Source organism: Rhodopirellula bahusiensis, assembly GCF_002727185.1.
GTDB lineage: Bacteria > Planctomycetota > Planctomycetia > Pirellulales > Pirellulaceae > Rhodopirellula > Rhodopirellula bahusiensis.
The window spans coordinates 106,661-123,135 of sequence record NZ_NIZW01000021.1 but is presented as its reverse complement, the minus strand read 5'-3'; the positions used below and the strand labels follow the sequence as shown (position 1 = coordinate 123,135).

Here is a 16,475-nt window from a genome sequence, read left to right as displayed (position 1 = left end):
ATAAATGAACGGCCACCCGAGTTAGGGATGACCGTCTCTGTACAAAGCAACATATATGCCGATTATGCGATTGGGATCGGTTGCGACTCTGGGGCGTCCAGTCGACTGCGGACACCCGCTTCGAAGTCCGGATGAACCTTGCCGAACTGAGCCAACATTTTCTCGCGAATGTTCTCCGGACTGTCCGCCATTGAGTTCGAAATCGCGGTGCAAAGTCGTTCGCGGGCACCTTCATCGAGCACCTTGTTCCAGAACATCTGCGGCTGGCCGTAGTAGTCCGTGTCATCGCAAGCGAATTCGTCGTAGCGATCCCCATCGCCGTGCACCGGCATCGGCGACTCCAACGAACCTCCGGTCTCTTTCGGCCCGTTCATTTTATTGGGCTCGTAATCAACGGTGCCCCCGCCATTCCCGTCCACTCGCATCGTTCCGTCGCGGTGATAAGTCGCATAGGGACAGCGTGGTTGGTTGACCGGGATTTGGTGATAATTCACGCCCAATCGATACCGGTGTGCGTCGGGATACGACAGCACTCGGTTTTGCAACATACGATCGGGCGAGATACCAATTCCCTCGACCAAGTTGCCAGGCTCAAACGCGGCTTGCTCGACGTCCTGAAAGTAGTTCGATGGATTGCGATTGAGTTCAAACACACCGACTTCGATCAACGGATAGTCGTCGTGCGGCCACACCTTGGTCAAATCGAATGGATGCCATTCGTAGTCAGCCGCATCGGACTCAGGCATGACCTGAATGTGCATTCGCCATCGGGGGTAGTCGCCTTTCTCAATCGCCTCAAACAAATCTCGCGTGGAGTAATCCGGTGCTTCGCCCGCCATCTTGATCGCTTCATCGGCGCTGAAGTTCTCTGAACCTTGCTCGGTCTTCAGATGAAACTTCACCCAGTGCCGGACACCGTCTTTGTTGTACATGCTGAACGTGTGGCTTCCGTAGCCATTCATAAACCGAGCGCTCTTTGGCGTTCCGCGGTCGCTGTACAAGAACATGACCTGGTGCAAGGCTTCAGGCACTTCGCCCCAAAAGTCCCAGCGACGCCAGTGAGGCTGCAAGTGATTCTGAGGCTCTCGTTTCTGAGTCCGAATGAAATCGCTGAACTTCAGCGGATCACGAATGAAGAAGATCGGCGTGTTGTTGCCAACCAAGTCCCAGACGCCTTGGTCAGTGTAAAACTTCAAGGAGAACCCGCGTGGATCACGAGCAGTGTCAGCCGATCCGCTTTCGCCACCCACGGTCGAAAAACGAGCGAACGTCTCCGTCTTCTTGCCAACTTCCGAGAACAAATCCGCCATGCAGTATTTGGTGATATCGTTCGTCACGGTGAAGGTTCCGAAGGCACCGTAACCCTTCGCATGCACCACGCGTTCAGGAATTCGCTCCCGATTGAAGTGCGCCATTTTCTCGACCAGGTGAACGTCTTGCATCAAGACAGGGCCACGTGGTCCAGCGGTTTGCGAATGTTGGTTGTCATCGACCGCCCGGCCGAATTGTTGTGTTTGAAACGGACACTTGGATTCTTCGGACATAAAACTACTTTGCTAGCAGAGAAACGGAAACGATATTGATTTGTAAGAGCAAGAGAGAGACGAGGTGGCTTAGGTCGGTTGAGGACTAATCCGGATGAGCGGTCTTGCCAACGGATCCATTGAGCATCGCATTGACGGGCGAAGTGGCTTCGAGTTTGTCCATCACCATCACCACCGAAATCAGAATTGGAACGGCAAGGAACACGCCCAGCATGCCCCACATCCATCCCCAAATCACGATTGAAAGAAAGACAAGCACCGACGACAGCTTCATCGATTTCCCCAACAACATTGGAGTGATGAATTGACCTTCGAGTGTCGTCAGCGTCGCGTAAGTTCCGGCGACTACAAACGCGAACGACGCGTGCTCAAAACTGACTAGCGCGACGAAGAAGACCATTGCGATGCCGACGAGCGCACCAACCAGCGGAACGAAGTTCAGCAACATCGCGGCGACTCCCCATAGCAGCGGCGACGGCATCCCAAGCAACCACATCGCGGTTCCGACGCAGACTCCAAGACAAGCGTTAATACAGGTGACCCACGCGAGGTAACTGCTGAGTGCGTCTTGAACGCTTTCAAGGACTTCGATGAAGCGACGCTTGGACGCAAACGACGGCAATGCGGTGACCACGGTCAAAACCAACGAATCACCGGCTGCCATCAAAAAGAACAACAACGCGGCAGCGATGGATACAAACGAAACCGCGTTGCCCGTTCCCGCGATCAAGGGCGAGGTGGTTGTCCAGGCCGGTTGTTTGACTTCGACGGGGATTGGCTTTTCTTCCGCAGTGATGTTCTCGGCGTCGGCGGTTTCCGAGATATCTTCAGTGGCTTGATTGACCGTTTCGAGATGGTCGAAGATGAATCCCAGCTTCTCCTTCACCTCCGGCATGGATCCGGGAACCTGCTCGAGCATGTCCTGGGCGGGGCCGGACAACACGTATCCGATCGTGCCAACGATTGTTGCGATCACCAACATGATCCCAGCCGCCGAAACACCCGACGGTATTCCAATCCGACTCATCGCACGGACAACCGGTCGCAGGGTCAAATAAGCAAACCCAGCAACCAAAATTGGCATGAACAGGTTTCTTCCGATGTACAGCGTGTACAGAGCCAGCAAACCGACGCATACCCAAATGCCAAGTGAAATCCACCACAGCCGACCGGTCAGCTTCTCGACGGCTTTCAGTTCGTCCACCTTCTCCGGCGGCTTCTTCGGTCGCGGCCCGGCCAAGGTCGTGTGCAATTGGTGAATGTGCGACATCAAACGGCACCTCCAATGCACAGCGTCACGTTGCCGCCGTCAATCTGCGATCGATCGCGTGACGAGAACGGCATGACATCAACCAATGCAAGAGCAACGAAACAGGCACTCGGTCGAATCAAACGGATCCCGAACGAGTTGCGAGTGAGAAAGAGGTGTCAACGTTCGCTACGCAAGACTTTGACTCACCGGCTGGCTTGAGCTGGCTTGCATGCATCGCAAACAGCGTGCCATTGGCTGCGCTCATTCATCAATCAAATCCAGCTGCACCGACGGATCCGGATGGGAATCCACGATCAGATTTTTGGCCAATGGGAATTGATGCGAGCGGCTCTCCAAAAAGTGCATGAAATAACCAGCGGTGTTCGGAAATGCAAGCAGATCGCCGCGTTGCACACCGTGTGGAAAGCTCATCTTCCGCAGTGAGATCAACTCGGATTCAGTGCAGTAAGCACCGACCAAGTAGCCCGACATCGGCTTCGCATGCGATCGAGCTTTCAACGATTGATCTTTCTGAACCAAGATCGGATCGACGAGGAAGTCATCGCTCGATGTTCGGCACTGCGTCCGGTTCATGGACAACCCGATCAACCAATCGCCGTCAGCGTTCTGTTTGCGGAATTCCACGCGAGCCACCGTCATTCCGCAGCCATCCAAAATGCTGCGACCGGGCTCACAACGAAGCTGCACGTTCATCGCCGACAATCGATGGGCGATCGACTGACCGGCAACCTCAGTGTCCAAAGCACCCGCCAACCAATTGCCTCGCACCGGAAGCTGGAAGAACGGGTACGTCTTTGGACTTCCAACCACGCTTTGGTTTTCAACCGACAATCCCAACCCGTGACCCCGGTAGGTCAGCGAGTCGCGTTGACCAAGTAACGCGCGACGATGCTGGATCCAAAACGTCTTCCATTGGTGGCCATCTTCCAGATAGCTCATTGGGAAGCCGCCACCCATGTCGATGAAGCTCACCGGCTGGCCAGCGTTTCGCAAACGTTCGACCCAATCCATGGCTTCCGCGAGAGCCGTTACTCGCTGCCCCGCGTCATAACCATCCAAATGGAAATGAATCCCTTGGACCGTCACCGGCAAAGCTCTCAAACGCTGCGGAAGATTGCGATCTCGATCGATGTCAAATCCAAAACGCGTCGGCAACCTGGCACCGCGGTGCCAAAATCCACCGAGACGCAGTGCAATCCTGGCCGACTTCCCTGATTCACTCGCTCGTTCGACAATGAGTTGCAACTCATCGTCATTGTCGACTGCGATGCAGACCTGTTGTTGCACACACAAATCGATCAGCGAATCGCTTTTGACGGCCGCGGTGCAGATCAAATCCTTCGTCGGAACACAGCGCTGCAGACATTGCCGCAGCTCGTTCTCACTGGCTGTATCGACGCCGAAGTTGGACTCAATCGCTTCATCGACAAACCCCAGACATTTGTTGGCTTTCCGAGCGAAATACACACGAAAGTCGAGCTGTCGCTGCTGTGCAACCTTGTTCAACTCCTCGACATTCCGCCGCATCGTCCGCGGCCTCAACAAGTTAAGTGGCGAGCCGTGCTCCTCCGTCCAATCAAACAATTGGTCCGAGCGCAGACAACGTCTCATCCAAAGCTCCAACCGAGCGTCCAGAGGAATCACGCCTCTGCATCCCGCTCGCAATCGAACCTGGCGAACGCCCTGCCCGGTGCCGCTGGCACCATTGTGTATCGCACCAACCGCCGAGCGTTCGAAAATCACATCCAATACCTTATCCATGCAATTCCACCGCGATCGTGTCGGCCCAGTTTTGAATTTGTGTGTGTAGCGTCCGCGATAGCGTGTCATTGCCGACCACCCAGCCTTCGGTGGCACGACCGAACACTGCGAGACCTTTTTGGCCGCCAAGAACATTGCCCGTGTCACTGACCCGAACCGCCTGCGTCAACGGATCCACCTGAACATCGCCACGCAGAATGAGTTGCGACAATGGCCCTTCTGAGTCCGCTTGAGTCGGCGAAGCAATCACGGCGTTGATGACCGAGGCGTCTTCCGGTGCACAAGATTGGTCGGTCATCTGCAGCAACCCTTCCCGCATCAGACGCAACAATTTCGCGACGCTTTCCGCAGGAGGCCCGAAGGCAATGCGTTCCATCTCCAACGCTATCTGGCGGAAGGCTTTGAACTGTCCGTCCGCTAAACCACCAAAGCTCACCAATTCAACAATCTCCGGGTACAAACGACGCCACGCGTCACCTAAAGCGAAGGGAATGTCCATGGGACGTGCCCCCGTCGCGACTCCGTAGGACTGCAACATGGCACGACGAGCCGTCGCATCGTCCATCTTGTAACGTGCCCAGCCACGATACCATTCTTCCACGTCGCGGGCGGTCTCGGGGCTGCCAGATTTGGTCAACAGTTCAGCGGCAGCCTCACAAACGACGGACCAGATTTCAGAATGAAATTTCAATTCGCCGTGCTTGGTCTTCAGTCCATCAAGCTTCTCGCGGAACGGATCCCAGAACAGATCCGTGATTGGCTCGACCTTGGCAGTCGGTTTCGCCAGCATCGGCCTTCCTGAGCGACAGTGAATCATGATTTGAACCGGCTCGTTTCCACTGCGGACATAGTTCGGTAACGCGTCGGTGCTTTCAAAGCGACCGCCACGGCCCTCCGTCAGCACCATGATCGCGTCGATCGCAGTCAATCCGAAACCACGCATCCAAACATCACTGTCGGCAGGAACTCGTTCGATCGAAAGGTTTGTCTCGACCGGAAACACAAACGTGTCATCTTCCGACGATCGCACTTCGTCCGAGCTACGCAGGCCTTCGTGCCCGGTCGTCAAAACAACTCGATCAAACGACATTTCGTTTTCGCCATCCCACAACAACCATCCGCCGCCTGCTGTCTGATTCGCCAGGTGCCGAATGGATTCCACCCGGCTTCGAACGACTTTCACCGTCGTCCAACGCCGCAATCGTTTGCAGACCAATTCGAAACACTCGTGCAGATATTCACCGACCACCGCGCGCGGCACGAACTGATCCGATGCGGCGTACTCGGGATAGTTTCGGTCCAGCCAACCGATCAACGAACCCGATTGGGCAGAGGATTGATTGCGATCCGTCTTCCAAAAATCAATGTGCTGAGTTGCGAAATTCATTCGCAACATTCGAGGTTGCTTTGGGTTGTAGATGCACCCCGCACCCGGGTACGCCGATGGCTCAAAGACCGTAATTTCTAATCGAGACAGTTCCTCGGTCGACAAGGTATGCGACAAAGAATCGAGGCACTGCAAACCTCGTGGGCCACAGCCAACAATCGCTAAACGCATCGTCGACTTTGATCGATCAGCATCAGATGCCAGAAACTCTTCGACACTTCCGCCTGAGAACACAACGCTCATACGTTCACTCCTTCACACAAATTAAACGAGGAAGATCCGACCAAGTAATTGAGTTCTTCGCGGGTGCACCCCAGCGACTCATGAACCCACTCATCATTGAAAACCGTTTCGAGATATCGCGTGCCAGAGTCGTGCAGAACAGCAACACAGCGTTTGCCGGCGAATTGGTCCTGCAGCTTTCCAACGCTCATGAGAACACCGCCCGCTGAGCCGCCAATCAGCATGGCCTCTTGCTTGGCTACCTTCCGGCAACCCACCACGCACTCCAAATCAGTCACACGAACGATGTGATCAAACGACTGCCCCGCAGCCAACCGCGGTTCCTTCCCTGCTCCCAAGCCGGGGATCTTGCGAGGTCCCGATGACCCGCCGAACAGAACGCTGCCAACGGAGTCGACCGCAACAACCTGGACATCTCGTCCACGCGCCTTCAGAAAATCGCGACAACCCTGTGCGGTTCCGGTGCTGCTGGTGGCCACGAACAGAACATCAAACTCGCCATCGAGAGCCTCGTCGATTTCTCGGACGGTACCCTCGAAGTGCGACCGTGGATTGTCTGTATTGGCATATTGATTGGGCCAGAAACTGTTCGGCGTGGTTTCGACCAACTCGCAGACTTTCGCGATTCGCGCCGCCAAGAAATCACCATTCAGAGGCTGAGTCACCAGCTCAATCTCGCCACCCAAGGCTTCGATGATCGATAAGTTTTGCTTCTGTGCCCTGGGGTCGACGACACAGATGAATTTCAATCCGTGATAGTTGCACGCTTGAGCCAACCCGATGCCCATGTTCCCGGAGGTGGACTCCACGATTGTGGTTCCAGGCCCAATCTCGCCACGTCGAAAGGCTTCCGCGAGCATCTTCGAAGCGGGACGATCCTTGGCACTACCGCCGGGATTCGCAGCTTCCAACTTTACGATCAGTTCGATGTCGGAACGCCCTAGAAATCGGTTCAATCGAACCAAAGGTGTGCCGCCGATTGCATCGAGGACACCATTGCAAACTTGCGGGCAAAGTCGGTTCATGGACAGGCAACTCAGGGGCAAAGGTTTGATTTGCTCCTGCTCAAGCAATCACCGTGCCAACGCCTTTGCTTGGCTCTATCGAAACAGATCGAACGAATGGATCGGGTCCGTGGTGACGTGGGGCTGTTTCCGGGATGAGCCACCAAACCATTGAAATTGGTCAACTTCCCCCGTTCTGCTTCTCACGATTTTCAAAACGGTTTCGCGTTAGCGAACGCGAACACCATCGCCATGCCACAGGACCCGCAGGTCATCTTTCGACCACTGCTCCAGCCCAACCGAAGGATCGCCCACAAGCATGCGTTGTCCGTCACTCGTCAACCCGAGAGCGACAACACTGTGCCCCATCCCAGGAATCCATCCCCATTGATCCGCGTAGCGTCGGTCGTCCACACCGTATGGCAACTTCACGGCCAACAAGACCGGCCAGTCGTTGCCGCTCCACATTTCATCCAACGTTTCGTCCAGCACCTCGACCGACCGGCCTTCTCGATCGGCGACCAATTTGATGCCCCGGTACAAACCGAGTGTCGGCGTCCCACTGGAATCCGTCAGGCACAGCGGAATGAGATCGGATTCTGAAACCTCGATGCCCTCCGCACGATACAAAGTCGCTGCGGCGGCTGGGCTGCATGTCGCCCAAGAAGTCTGCATCGCAACGCCGTTCTTCCACTGATCGCCACCATCGGGAGCTGGACGAATGGCGATGGATAGCAATGGCCAAAGGATCGCTGCAGCCGATCCCATCCCCAACAGAACAGCCAAGATTCCACGTCGCCAGGCGGGTGTTTTCGGCAGGCGCAACGCCCATCCCGCCGCGAGAGCCGCAAAGATCGATGCAAAATTGGTGTAGATGATTGCCGCTGAATCCGGCACCCACTTGGCCCAAAAAAGCTGCCCCGACGCGTAGAACAAGAAGTAGATCATCGCGAGAACGGCAAGCGACAAACACAGCATCACTCGTTGCCCCTTCTCCGAATAGGCAACGGCATACGCAATCCAACCAGCCGCAATCGACAGGCTCAACATCACCAACATCGCGATCATCAAATCAGTCGCTATCAACTGCTCTTCCTTCTGCTGAGGTCATTCAAAACTGTGATCGGCGGCCTGCGAAACAAATCGCGGGGACAAGACAAGCCAACCATCGTTGCGGCATCAACGCAATTCTCACGCCGTAATGGGTTGAACCGTCCCACAAGCAGCTTTCCACCGACCGCAAACCGGTCAGCTCGCTCGGTAAACGTCCCATCGAGCGTGCCACAACCGCGAACCCAACCATTCTTGATCGTCTCGGCGATCGATGAAACTAAGTGGCATAGGCTTCCAGCCTGTGATTGCGCGGAACACAGGCTGGAAGCCTATGCCACCAATTCAACCTGACACTTCAACTCACGTTGTTACTTCGATGGAAAACTTGAAAACTTATCGCGTTTTGGTCGAGGGGTCATCGCGGCACGCGATCTGCTTCCATCGTCCTTCGAAATTCAAAATCGCACCTAGAAATGAGGACAACAATATGAGTGACCAAACACTGAACAAGAAGCGAATCGTCTTTCTCGCGACAGACGGATTCGAGCAAGTCGAATTGACCAAGCCATGGGACGCGATCAAATCCGCTGGCGCAGAAGTCGTATTGGTATCGCCGAAGGATGGAAAGATCCAAGGCATGAACCACGATGAAAAAGCCGACCAGTTCACGGTCGATCAAAAAGTCAGCAATGTTTCCGCAGAAGACTTCGACGGATTAGTACTGCCAGGAGGTGTCGCCAACCCCGACACGCTTCGCACCTGCGAAACTTCGGTGAGCTTCATTCGCGACTTCTTCAAGCAACACAAACCCGTCGCTGCGATCTGCCACGGGCCGTGGACGCTGATCGAAGCCGATGTGGTGCGAGGACGACGAGTCACATCTTGGCCAAGCCTCAAGACCGACCTGATCAACGCGGGTGCGGAATGGGTCGATGAAGAATGTGTCTGCGATGAAGGGCTTGTTACGAGTCGCAACCCGGACGACTTGCCAGCCTTCTGCGACAAAGCCATCGAAGAATTCGCCGAAGGAAAACACGCCGCTCAAACGGCCTGATCCGCGACCTTCGTCGATTTCGCGTTGTTCGAGCCGATCGCGTTCGACAACGCAAAGCAGCATCCCCACCCTTTAGGAACACACCATGTCGTTTGTGCAACCTCTCTCGATCAACGAAGCTCCCGACGCCGCCAAACCGATCCTCGAGGCAATCGAAGAGAAGTTTGGTCAGTCCATGAACATCTTCAGCACGCTCGCCCACCAACCCGACGTACTGGGCGGCATGACCCAGATCAATGATGGCCTGCAGAATGATTTGCCGGCCAAGTATCGCGAGCTCGCCTACTACAAAGCTTCCCAGCTGAACTCATGCGACTATTGTTCGCACTACCACCGACAAGCAGCCAAGAAGGCGGGCTTGTCCGATGAGCAGCTCGACTCGATGAATGTCAGTGGAGGCGACCTGTTCGATGAAAAAGAGCAAGCCGTCCTCAAGTACGCCGAACAATTGACGACCAAGGCCAATGTCGAACCCTCCGTCGTGAAGGAACTCAAGTTGTTTCTGAACGAAAAACAATTGGTCACACTCGCCGCTGCCGTCGCACTTGCCAACTTCACCAATCGCATCAACCACGGATTGGACATTGAACTGCCATGAGCAGCGAGCAATTTGACTTGGTGGTCCTGGGAACGGGTCCATCCGGTGGCACGGTCGCCACTAAAATCGCAAAAACTGGTAAGCGAGTTGCTTTGGTCGACTCCCGAACCTTTGGTGGAACCTGCGCACTGCGGGGTTGCAACCCAAAGAAGGTCTACGTGAATGCGGGGCAGTTGGTCGACCAAGTCCAACGCAGCGAAGGGAAGTTGGTCGCGGACGCTTCGGTCACGATTGATTGGAAGCAACTCCACGCTTTCAAGATGGAATTCACGCAGCCAGTCGCTGACAAGAAAGAGCAATCCTTTCAAGACGATGACATCCAAACCTTTCACGGTGTCGCTCGTTTCATCTCACCCGATACGATCGACGTCGTCGGAACGAAACTGACCGCCGAACGATTCTTGATCGCCACAGGTGGGCGTCCTCGAGAACTTTCGTTCGATGGTGCAGAACACGTTACCCGTAGCGATGAATTCCTTGAACTGGAATCCATGCCCGAACACGTTGTCTTCGTCGGCGGTGGTTACATCTCCATGGAATTCGCAGGAGTGGTTGCCCGTGCGGGGTGTCGAGTGACCGTGATCGAACAGAACGATCAAGTGCTAACTGGGTTCGACCCCGATCTGGTCAATCAACTGACCGATTCGCTCTGTGATCAGAGAATTCAATTCCAGATGAATGCCGGGATCACTGGCATCGAAAAATCTTCGGACGGTTGCTTGCACGTTCATCTCGCGAATGAAGATGCACCAATCAAGTGTGGTTTGGTGATTCACGGTGCGGGTCGAGTCCCGAACATCGACGAACTAACCCTTTCGCGAGGCGAGATTGAGCACAGTGAAAAAGGAATCGCAGTCAACGAGTTCATGCAGAGCCCAACCAACCCGCGAGTCTTCGCAACGGGCGACTGCGCCGATACCGGAATGCCTCGGTTGACGCCGGTTGCAAACGAAGACGCACGCACCGCGACAAAGAATCTGTTTTCCGACAACTTGGAGCAGACACCCGACTACGGGTATGTCCCCAAGGTCGCGTTCACCATCCCATGCATCGCTTCGGTCGGTTTGTCCGAAGAAGCTGCTCGCCAGAGCAACGACAACGTGAAGGTTCTCAGCGACGACACTTCGTCGTGGGGCAGCGTTCGCAAAACTGGAACGACGGTGGCCGGCTACAAAATCCTCGTCGATTCCAAAACCGATGAGATTCTCGGAACTCACTTGCTCGGCCCTTCTGCGGAGGAAACCATCAACCTGTTTGCTCTCGCGATGAAGTTCAACCTGACGGCAACGGACATGAAGTCGACCCTATTCGCGTTTCCGACCTTCGCGTCGGACGTCCGCTCCATGCTGTAATCTTAGGGGGTAGTCCAAACCTGAAGGGTTAGTTTTGAAGTTGCGCTTTTGCAGTCGGTTTTGTTGGCCAACGGCCAACACCATCGAAGCCAGCGGCATCGCCCCTGGGATCGAGAACGAAAGGAAATTGGTTGGCCAACGGCCAATATCAATCCACACGTTCTGAATTAAATTTGGCCGTTGGCCAAAATGGGGCCTTGTTGTTCTGCTCCAGGGGCGTTGCCCGCTGGCTATGTTGAAACAGGCCGTTGGCCATCCTACGAAAAAACGCAAATTCAAAACTCACGCGTCGCGTTGTGAACTTGCTCACATTAACAATCCGCTAGGCGTTGGATCGGCTTGAAATCATAGGCCGCTGCCATCAGCTGTCAGAACGACTTTGCCTCGTTCCACGCCGTTCTCGACATGCTGGTGAGCTTGACTCAATTGGGAGAAGGGGTAAATCGCATCGATCGTGATTTGCAGTTGTCCTTTCTCTCGCATTTCGATCAGCGTCCGCAGATCGTCCGCGTTGGGCTTTGCCAACATCACCGTTCCTGATTTGGACATCGGCCAAGTTACCAGAGTCATCAACATGCCTTTCGCGTCGGGTTCGGTCGAGACATAGCGTCCGCCGTCGTTGAGCACTTTCTTGACGTCCCAGAATCCCGATTTCCCTGCCGCGTCAAAAATGAGATCCCAACGCTCTTCCGATTCGGTGAAGTCCGTCGTTTCGTAATTGTAAAAGTGGTCCGCGCCGAGCGATCGACAGAATTCCTCGTTGTCGCCACTCGCGACCGCATCGACATGGCAGTTGAATGCCTTGGCAATCTGGACCGCGAACATTCCAACTCCGCCACTCGCTCCGTTGATCAGAACGCGTTTTCCCTCTGCGATGTTTCCATGATAGCGAAGTGATTGCAGGGCGGTTGTTCCGGCCAAGGGAATCGCTGCCGCTTCGTTGAAACTCAGGGAGTCGGGGATCGCTGCGGTCACGTCTACGGCGGCGACCGCGAAATCGGCACTCGCACCACCTCGCATGGTATCGAGAAACGCGATCACCCGATCGCCCACTTCAAAGGGCCCGTCGGACGCGCAATCGGCGATGATTCCCGCGACGTCGTAGCCGGGAACGCGAGGGAACCCGCCCGGCAGCAACCCTTTCATCTCACCACTGCGAATTCGGTAGTCGATCGGGTTCACGCTCGACGCTCGGACATCGATCAGAACCTGACCGGGCAGTCGGTCGGGCAGCGGAACGACGCCCGAGTGCAACACGTTCGGACTGCCATAGTCATCGTAGACGACTGCATTCATCGTCTCACACTTCTTTTCGGTTGCTGACGCACTCATGACGACCTCGTTTTGCGATGTTTCAATTGGATCTCAATGCTCGCAATTCGCGAGCTTTCGAGCTGCTTGTTGACAATGCAAAGCAATTGGTGTTCCGGACTCGCGGAAATTAGTCACAGGCATTCTCCGGGTGAGGCTTCGGATGATCATTCGGAACATTGTTTGCAACGATCAATCCTCGCGTCACCGGCGCGATGCCTTCCCAAACTTCGACGCAGATATACCCAGTAAAAACGGAGATTTTAGATGTCCACCGCTACCGATGAACGCGTTCAGTTGGTCGATCCGAGACAAGCGTATGCGAGGCCGCCCTTCAAAGATCAAGAAGCGATGAAGATGCCGGGCAGCAGCGAGAAAATGAAACCGCAGCCCGATCACGGCGAGGAAAGCTACGAGGGATCGGGCAAGTTGAAAGGCCTGACTGCATTGATCACCGGCGCGGACAGCGGCATTGGTCGCGCGATAGCAATTTGCTACGCCCGAGAAGGTGCGAACGTCGCGATCAATTATCTCTCCGAAGACGCGGATGCGAATCAAACGGCAGAAATCGTCAAGCAAGCTGGCGTCGACGTGTCCGTGATTCGCGGCGATCTTCGCGAGGAATCGTTCTGCAATGATTTGATCGAAAAGACCCACCAAGAACACGGGGCGATCGATATTCTCGTCAACAACGCGGCTTACCAAGAAACGGCCAACGATGTGGACGAGTTCTCGACCGAACTGTTCGATCGCATCTTCAAAACCAATGTCTACGCTCCATTCTGGCTCTCACGAGCCGTGATGAAACATCTCCCACCGGGCGGAAGCATCATCAACACGGCTTCGATCCAAGGCTATGATCCTTCGCCCTACTTGTTGCCATACTCGTCCACGAAGTCGGCCCTGTTGGGCATGACGAAAGGCCTGGCAAAATTGGCAATGGACCACGGAGTGCGAGTCAACGCGGTTGCACCTGGCCCGGTTTGGACACCACTGATTCCAGGATCGATGCCCAAAGACAAGTTCAAAGAGTTCGGGGGGAGCAGTCTGTTCGGACGCCCTGCCCAACCGATTGAACTGGCACCGCTCTACGTCTGGTTGGCCAGCCCCGATGCGAGCTACGTGACCGGTGAAGTCTTCGGATGCACCGGCGGACGCACACCCGTGTGATCCAGCCAGCACAAAGACATGTTACCGACTTACTCCAAAACGCGAGGCAGGCTCACCCATTCAGTGGGCCTGCCCATTTCTTTACTTCGAAGGATCATGGCCCCAATTCTTGAGGCTGTAGCACCAGTCCGTTCCTGAAACATCGCCGTCGGGTTCTTGTGCCACATGCCGCTTGATGTAGCCACAAACCTTTTGCATGTGATCCACTTGTTCGTCAGAGAGATCCGATTTGTTGGTGCGTTTGATCTCGATGATCTTGCGAGCCGACTGGCGACCTACGGACTCATCATCGCCTTCTTTGGTTTGACCAACTGATCTGGACTCGTCCGTTTCCAACCAATTCTCGATCTCTTTGGGTTGCATGTTCACGAGGTCATAGAACTCTTCGTAAATCTCTTCTTGCTTCTCCGATAGGCTGGTGGCCATGATCAAACCTTCCATTGCTGGCTGTGTGTGGTGAAAGAACAAGACGTCTTCCTCGCGGTAGCCGAATGAAATCAGCGATGGGCCAGTTCATTTTCCCGGACGTTCGTCGGGCGTTTGCAGGGAAGCGTAAAAGGTTGCCAGATCAGAACGTTCCTGCTCGGACAACTTGTCTGCGATGGGATGCATCAAGCGTGCCGTTTGAGCCCCACATCGGGCTCGCTTCAGGAATAGTTCCAATTGTCGCTGCAGATACCACTTTGACTGCCCCGCCAAGTTCGGGTATTCATCGCGTCGGTTCTCCGCATCCGGTCCGTGACACTTTTGACAAGAAGGTATCTTTCGTCCCCGATCACCATTCATCGCGAGCTTACGGCCTCGTTCAATCGCAGCGTGATCCGCTACCTCTGCTTCAAGACTGGCAGGCATATTGGTCGAAACCGTTTCGTGATAGTGTTTGGATAGAGCATCCACTTCTTGATCGGTCAGAGCATGACACACCGGCATCATCACACCACTGTTCCGTTCGGAAGATCGGAACGCAAGTAACGACAGCCGGAGATAGCCTTCCCCTTGACCGGTCAGATGCGGAACTTGTTTGCCCGCACGGCTGGCTCCGTCCACGCCATGACAATCAACGCAAGCTTGAAGGACAGGCAACTTCGCGAGTGCCGCCAAGTCGCTTTCTGATCGTTCCGTATCAAAGGTTTCGCGATTCTCTTCCAAAGATTGTCGCAGGTGGGCGACCACCGGCCAGATCTCATCACTTCGCGTTGGAACGGGCCAAGCGGGCATGCCAGCGAACTTGATTCCGTGCTGGATGATGTAGTGCAACTCCCTCGGTTCCTTCTCAAGCAGCGATCGGTCCAGCCTCGGTGGTGTCGGCGTCATCCCCTTGGCAACTGGCGGCTGTTCTTGCCCCGGCAAACCGTGACAGAAACGGCAGTTCGTTTTATAGATCTCGGCTCCCAATCTCGCGTCCATCAGGCCACTGTCTTCTGGTGGCTGAGTCCCACGAGAGTGAAAACTCACCGATCGGTCGCTCGCGAAGTTGAGAAACCAACGTGTGATCTGCCAGTGACCACTGCTGGCCTTGACCGGAACCACTCCGCTCACCAAGACAACTGTTCCCAGAATCCCCAAAACGCAACACGCGATCAAGACTCGCTTCCAAATCAACAACATGAGCCCGCACCATCGATTTGCGTTGAAAGGTGAAATCCAGAATCATTCATGAGGTGCACTCCCGAAATGTCGCTGGAACGATGCAGGAGCAAGTCGCGACGAAAGCTTCTCGCCATCGCCGACCAAATCCTTCGTGAGCCAGAGACCGCCGGCCAAGAATGCGATCCCGCCAACCACCAGCATCACCGCTCCGCCAAGGTGTTGGTCCGTGATTGGTTCCAGCCACACCGAATGATGGTGTGAATAGAGCAATCTCGGCGAAAGCGTCAGCAAGGCACCAAGCAACGTCATGTGCATGGAAGTCAGCAACAACCCAATCACCCCCGCACCGCTGCGAGATGGCGAACGCGGTGCCGAGCCTCCAAACGCCGAGATCCACACCCACACTCCAGCCGCCAGAAACATGGATTGCTCGATTACGAAACCCAGCAATGAGTGACGAGCAAAGTGATGCAGCCCCGGCGCGTGCCACGCCCATACGATCAACAGCTCACCCACCGAAGCTGGGATCGGCGAAAACAAACTCGGCACTTTCCGAACAGGATCCAATCGCGTCCCGGAGGCGGCGATCGCGAGCAACGGAGACGCAACGGCTACGACCGCCATGTGCAACGTCATGTGAGCGGCAAAGGAGACTTGTGCGAGTTCAGGCAACGGCCCCAACCACGCAAGTCCGAGCACCAACCAGCCGAGATTCCACATCCAAAGTTTCATCAGTCACAACTCCCCACCAAGACGAACACCAAAACGGTGAACAAAGTCGCCACGACGCTCAGTGCTGACAGCAAGAACGCGGTGAAGCCAAAGAAGTGCGTTCGGTCCGTGGGATCGTCAAAGTCAAACGGAACAGGTGGATCGCCGCGTCGAAAGTTGCGATAGCTCGAGTAGCCAACCCAGATGATCATTGGCAGGGCGATCGCCGTGTAGATCCCGACGGATATCTGAAGAGGGCGAAGGTTTCCCTCGCCGATCTTTTCGCACCAGACCGCAGCGGTGATGTAGCACGCCAAGAAATGAATGGCCCACACCGTGGGAGAGATCGCGATCCACCACAAACGCTTCTTCATCGGGCGTCGTTGCCCGTGATCATGAAGTGGTACCGGTTGCTGGTTCATGC

15 protein-coding genes are annotated in these 16,475 nt (G+C 55.2%); 4 read left to right on the top strand and 11 right to left on the bottom strand.

Going from position 1 to position 16,475, the window contains the following annotated elements; all coding sequences use genetic code 11:
- Positions 1 to 62: 62 nt before the first annotated feature.
- The 6 genes from CEE69_RS23670 to CEE69_RS23645 all read right to left on the bottom strand — a co-directional run bounded on the left by CEE69_RS23670 (position 63) and on the right by CEE69_RS23645 (position 8,280).
- Entirely contained in the window at positions 63 to 1,544 is a 1,482-nt protein-coding gene (locus CEE69_RS23670; RefSeq protein ID WP_099263066.1) for a catalase, read from the bottom strand.
- An 85-nt stretch (positions 1,545 to 1,629) separates the two neighbouring features.
- A complete protein-coding gene (locus tag CEE69_RS23665; protein ID WP_099263065.1) occupies positions 1,630 to 2,814 on the bottom strand; it encodes an AI-2E family transporter in 1,185 nt (394 codons plus the stop codon).
- A 243-nt stretch (positions 2,815 to 3,057) separates the two neighbouring features.
- Complete coding sequence (locus CEE69_RS23660; protein WP_099263095.1) at positions 3,058 to 4,428, bottom strand: Y4yA family PLP-dependent enzyme; 1,371 nt, start codon at positions 4,426 to 4,428, stop codon at positions 3,058 to 3,060.
- Between the two features lie 142 nt (positions 4,429 to 4,570).
- Positions 4,571 to 6,208 (bottom strand): FAD/NAD(P)-binding protein, encoded by a 1,638-nt coding sequence (locus tag CEE69_RS23655; protein WP_099263064.1) that lies wholly within the window; start codon positions 6,206 to 6,208, stop codon positions 4,571 to 4,573.
- Positions 6,205 to 7,233, bottom strand: coding sequence for a 2,3-diaminopropionate biosynthesis protein SbnA (gene sbnA / locus CEE69_RS23650; protein ID WP_099263063.1), 1,029 nt, complete (start codon positions 7,231 to 7,233; stop codon positions 6,205 to 6,207). Before sbnA ends, CEE69_RS23655 begins: the two co-directional genes overlap by 4 nt.
- Before the next feature lie 207 nt (positions 7,234 to 7,440).
- Entirely contained in the window at positions 7,441 to 8,280 is an 840-nt protein-coding gene (locus CEE69_RS23645) for a C39 family peptidase (RefSeq protein WP_099263062.1), read from the bottom strand.
- Between the two features lie 472 nt (positions 8,281 to 8,752).
- Between CEE69_RS23645 and CEE69_RS23635 the strand changes: the two genes are divergently transcribed.
- The 3 genes from CEE69_RS23635 (at position 8,753) to CEE69_RS23625 (ending at position 11,269) form a co-directional block, all read left to right on the top strand.
- The gene (locus CEE69_RS23635; protein WP_099263094.1) at positions 8,753 to 9,319 is read left to right on the top strand and encodes a type 1 glutamine amidotransferase domain-containing protein; all 567 of its coding nucleotides are present in this window, start codon (positions 8,753 to 8,755) and stop codon (positions 9,317 to 9,319) included.
- Positions 9,320 to 9,404: 85 nt separating this feature from the next.
- The gene (locus CEE69_RS23630; RefSeq protein WP_099263060.1) at positions 9,405 to 9,917 is read left to right on the top strand and encodes a carboxymuconolactone decarboxylase family protein; all 513 of its coding nucleotides are present in this window, start codon (positions 9,405 to 9,407) and stop codon (positions 9,915 to 9,917) included.
- Positions 9,914 to 11,269 (top strand): dihydrolipoyl dehydrogenase family protein, encoded by a 1,356-nt coding sequence (locus CEE69_RS23625; RefSeq protein ID WP_099263059.1) that lies wholly within the window; start codon positions 9,914 to 9,916, stop codon positions 11,267 to 11,269. The genes CEE69_RS23630 and CEE69_RS23625 overlap by 4 nt, the downstream gene beginning before the upstream one ends.
- 345 nt (positions 11,270 to 11,614) lie before the next feature.
- On the opposite strand, the gene CEE69_RS23620 is transcribed toward CEE69_RS23625, so the two are convergent.
- Positions 11,615 to 12,601 (bottom strand): NAD(P)-dependent alcohol dehydrogenase, encoded by a 987-nt coding sequence (locus CEE69_RS23620; protein ID WP_099263058.1) that lies wholly within the window; start codon positions 12,599 to 12,601, stop codon positions 11,615 to 11,617.
- A 246-nt stretch (positions 12,602 to 12,847) separates the two neighbouring features.
- Between CEE69_RS23620 and CEE69_RS23615 the strand changes: the two genes are divergently transcribed.
- Entirely contained in the window at positions 12,848 to 13,750 is a 903-nt protein-coding gene (locus CEE69_RS23615; protein WP_099263057.1) for an SDR family oxidoreductase, read from the top strand.
- A gap of 81 nt (positions 13,751 to 13,831) precedes the next feature.
- On the opposite strand, the gene CEE69_RS23610 is transcribed toward CEE69_RS23615, so the two are convergent.
- The 4 genes from CEE69_RS23610 to CEE69_RS23595 all read right to left on the bottom strand — a co-directional run bounded on the left by CEE69_RS23610 (position 13,832) and on the right by CEE69_RS23595 (position 16,473).
- Positions 13,832 to 14,176: a DUF3140 domain-containing protein gene (locus CEE69_RS23610; RefSeq protein ID WP_233215564.1), complete on the bottom strand. Its 345-nt coding sequence runs from the start codon at positions 14,174 to 14,176 to the stop codon at positions 13,832 to 13,834.
- 87 nt (positions 14,177 to 14,263) lie between these two features.
- Positions 14,264 to 15,358, bottom strand: a complete 1,095-nt coding sequence (locus CEE69_RS23605; protein ID WP_099263055.1) for a c-type cytochrome — start codon at positions 15,356 to 15,358, stop codon at positions 14,264 to 14,266.
- A 42-nt stretch (positions 15,359 to 15,400) separates the two neighbouring features.
- Complete coding sequence (locus CEE69_RS23600; protein WP_099263054.1) at positions 15,401 to 16,072, bottom strand: cytochrome c oxidase assembly protein; 672 nt, start codon at positions 16,070 to 16,072, stop codon at positions 15,401 to 15,403.
- Complete coding sequence (locus CEE69_RS23595) at positions 16,072 to 16,473, bottom strand: transmembrane prediction (RefSeq protein WP_199169931.1); 402 nt, start codon at positions 16,471 to 16,473, stop codon at positions 16,072 to 16,074. The genes CEE69_RS23600 and CEE69_RS23595 overlap by 1 nt, the downstream gene beginning before the upstream one ends.
- Between the last annotated feature and the right edge of the window lie 2 nt (positions 16,474 to 16,475).

What these genes read in the sequence shown, in the direction of transcription:
- CEE69_RS23670 (WP_099263066.1), bottom strand. Translation starts at nt 1,544, where the DNA reads ATGTCCGAAGAATCCAAGTGTCCGTTTCAAACACAACAATTCGGCCGG.
- CEE69_RS23665 (WP_099263065.1), bottom strand. Translation starts at nt 2,814, where the DNA reads ATGTCGCACATTCACCAATTGCACACGACCTTGGCCGGGCCGCGACCG.
- CEE69_RS23660 (WP_099263095.1), bottom strand. Translation starts at nt 4,428, where the DNA reads ATGAGACGTTGTCTGCGCTCGGACCAATTGTTTGATTGGACGGAGGAG.
- CEE69_RS23655 (WP_099263064.1), bottom strand. Translation starts at nt 6,208, where the DNA reads ATGAGCGTTGTGTTCTCAGGCGGAAGTGTCGAAGAGTTTCTGGCATCT.
- sbnA (WP_099263063.1), bottom strand. Translation starts at nt 7,233, where the DNA reads ATGAACCGACTTTGCCCGCAAGTTTGCAATGGTGTCCTCGATGCAATC.
- CEE69_RS23645 (WP_099263062.1), bottom strand. Translation starts at nt 8,280, where the DNA reads ATGATCGCGATGTTGGTGATGTTGAGCCTGTCGATTGCGGCTGGTTGG.
- CEE69_RS23635 (WP_099263094.1), top strand. Translation starts at nt 8,753, where the DNA reads ATGAGTGACCAAACACTGAACAAGAAGCGAATCGTCTTTCTCGCGACA.
- CEE69_RS23630 (WP_099263060.1), top strand. Translation starts at nt 9,405, where the DNA reads ATGTCGTTTGTGCAACCTCTCTCGATCAACGAAGCTCCCGACGCCGCC.
- CEE69_RS23625 (WP_099263059.1), top strand. Translation starts at nt 9,914, where the DNA reads ATGAGCAGCGAGCAATTTGACTTGGTGGTCCTGGGAACGGGTCCATCC.
- CEE69_RS23620 (WP_099263058.1), bottom strand. Translation starts at nt 12,601, where the DNA reads ATGAGTGCGTCAGCAACCGAAAAGAAGTGTGAGACGATGAATGCAGTC.
- CEE69_RS23615 (WP_099263057.1), top strand. Translation starts at nt 12,848, where the DNA reads ATGTCCACCGCTACCGATGAACGCGTTCAGTTGGTCGATCCGAGACAA.
- CEE69_RS23610 (WP_233215564.1), bottom strand. Translation starts at nt 14,176, where the DNA reads ATGGCCACCAGCCTATCGGAGAAGCAAGAAGAGATTTACGAAGAGTTC.
- CEE69_RS23605 (WP_099263055.1), bottom strand. Translation starts at nt 15,358, where the DNA reads ATGTTGTTGATTTGGAAGCGAGTCTTGATCGCGTGTTGCGTTTTGGGG.
- CEE69_RS23600 (WP_099263054.1), bottom strand. Translation starts at nt 16,072, where the DNA reads ATGAAACTTTGGATGTGGAATCTCGGCTGGTTGGTGCTCGGACTTGCG.
- CEE69_RS23595 (WP_199169931.1), bottom strand. Translation starts at nt 16,473, where the DNA reads ATGAACCAGCAACCGGTACCACTTCATGATCACGGGCAACGACGCCCG.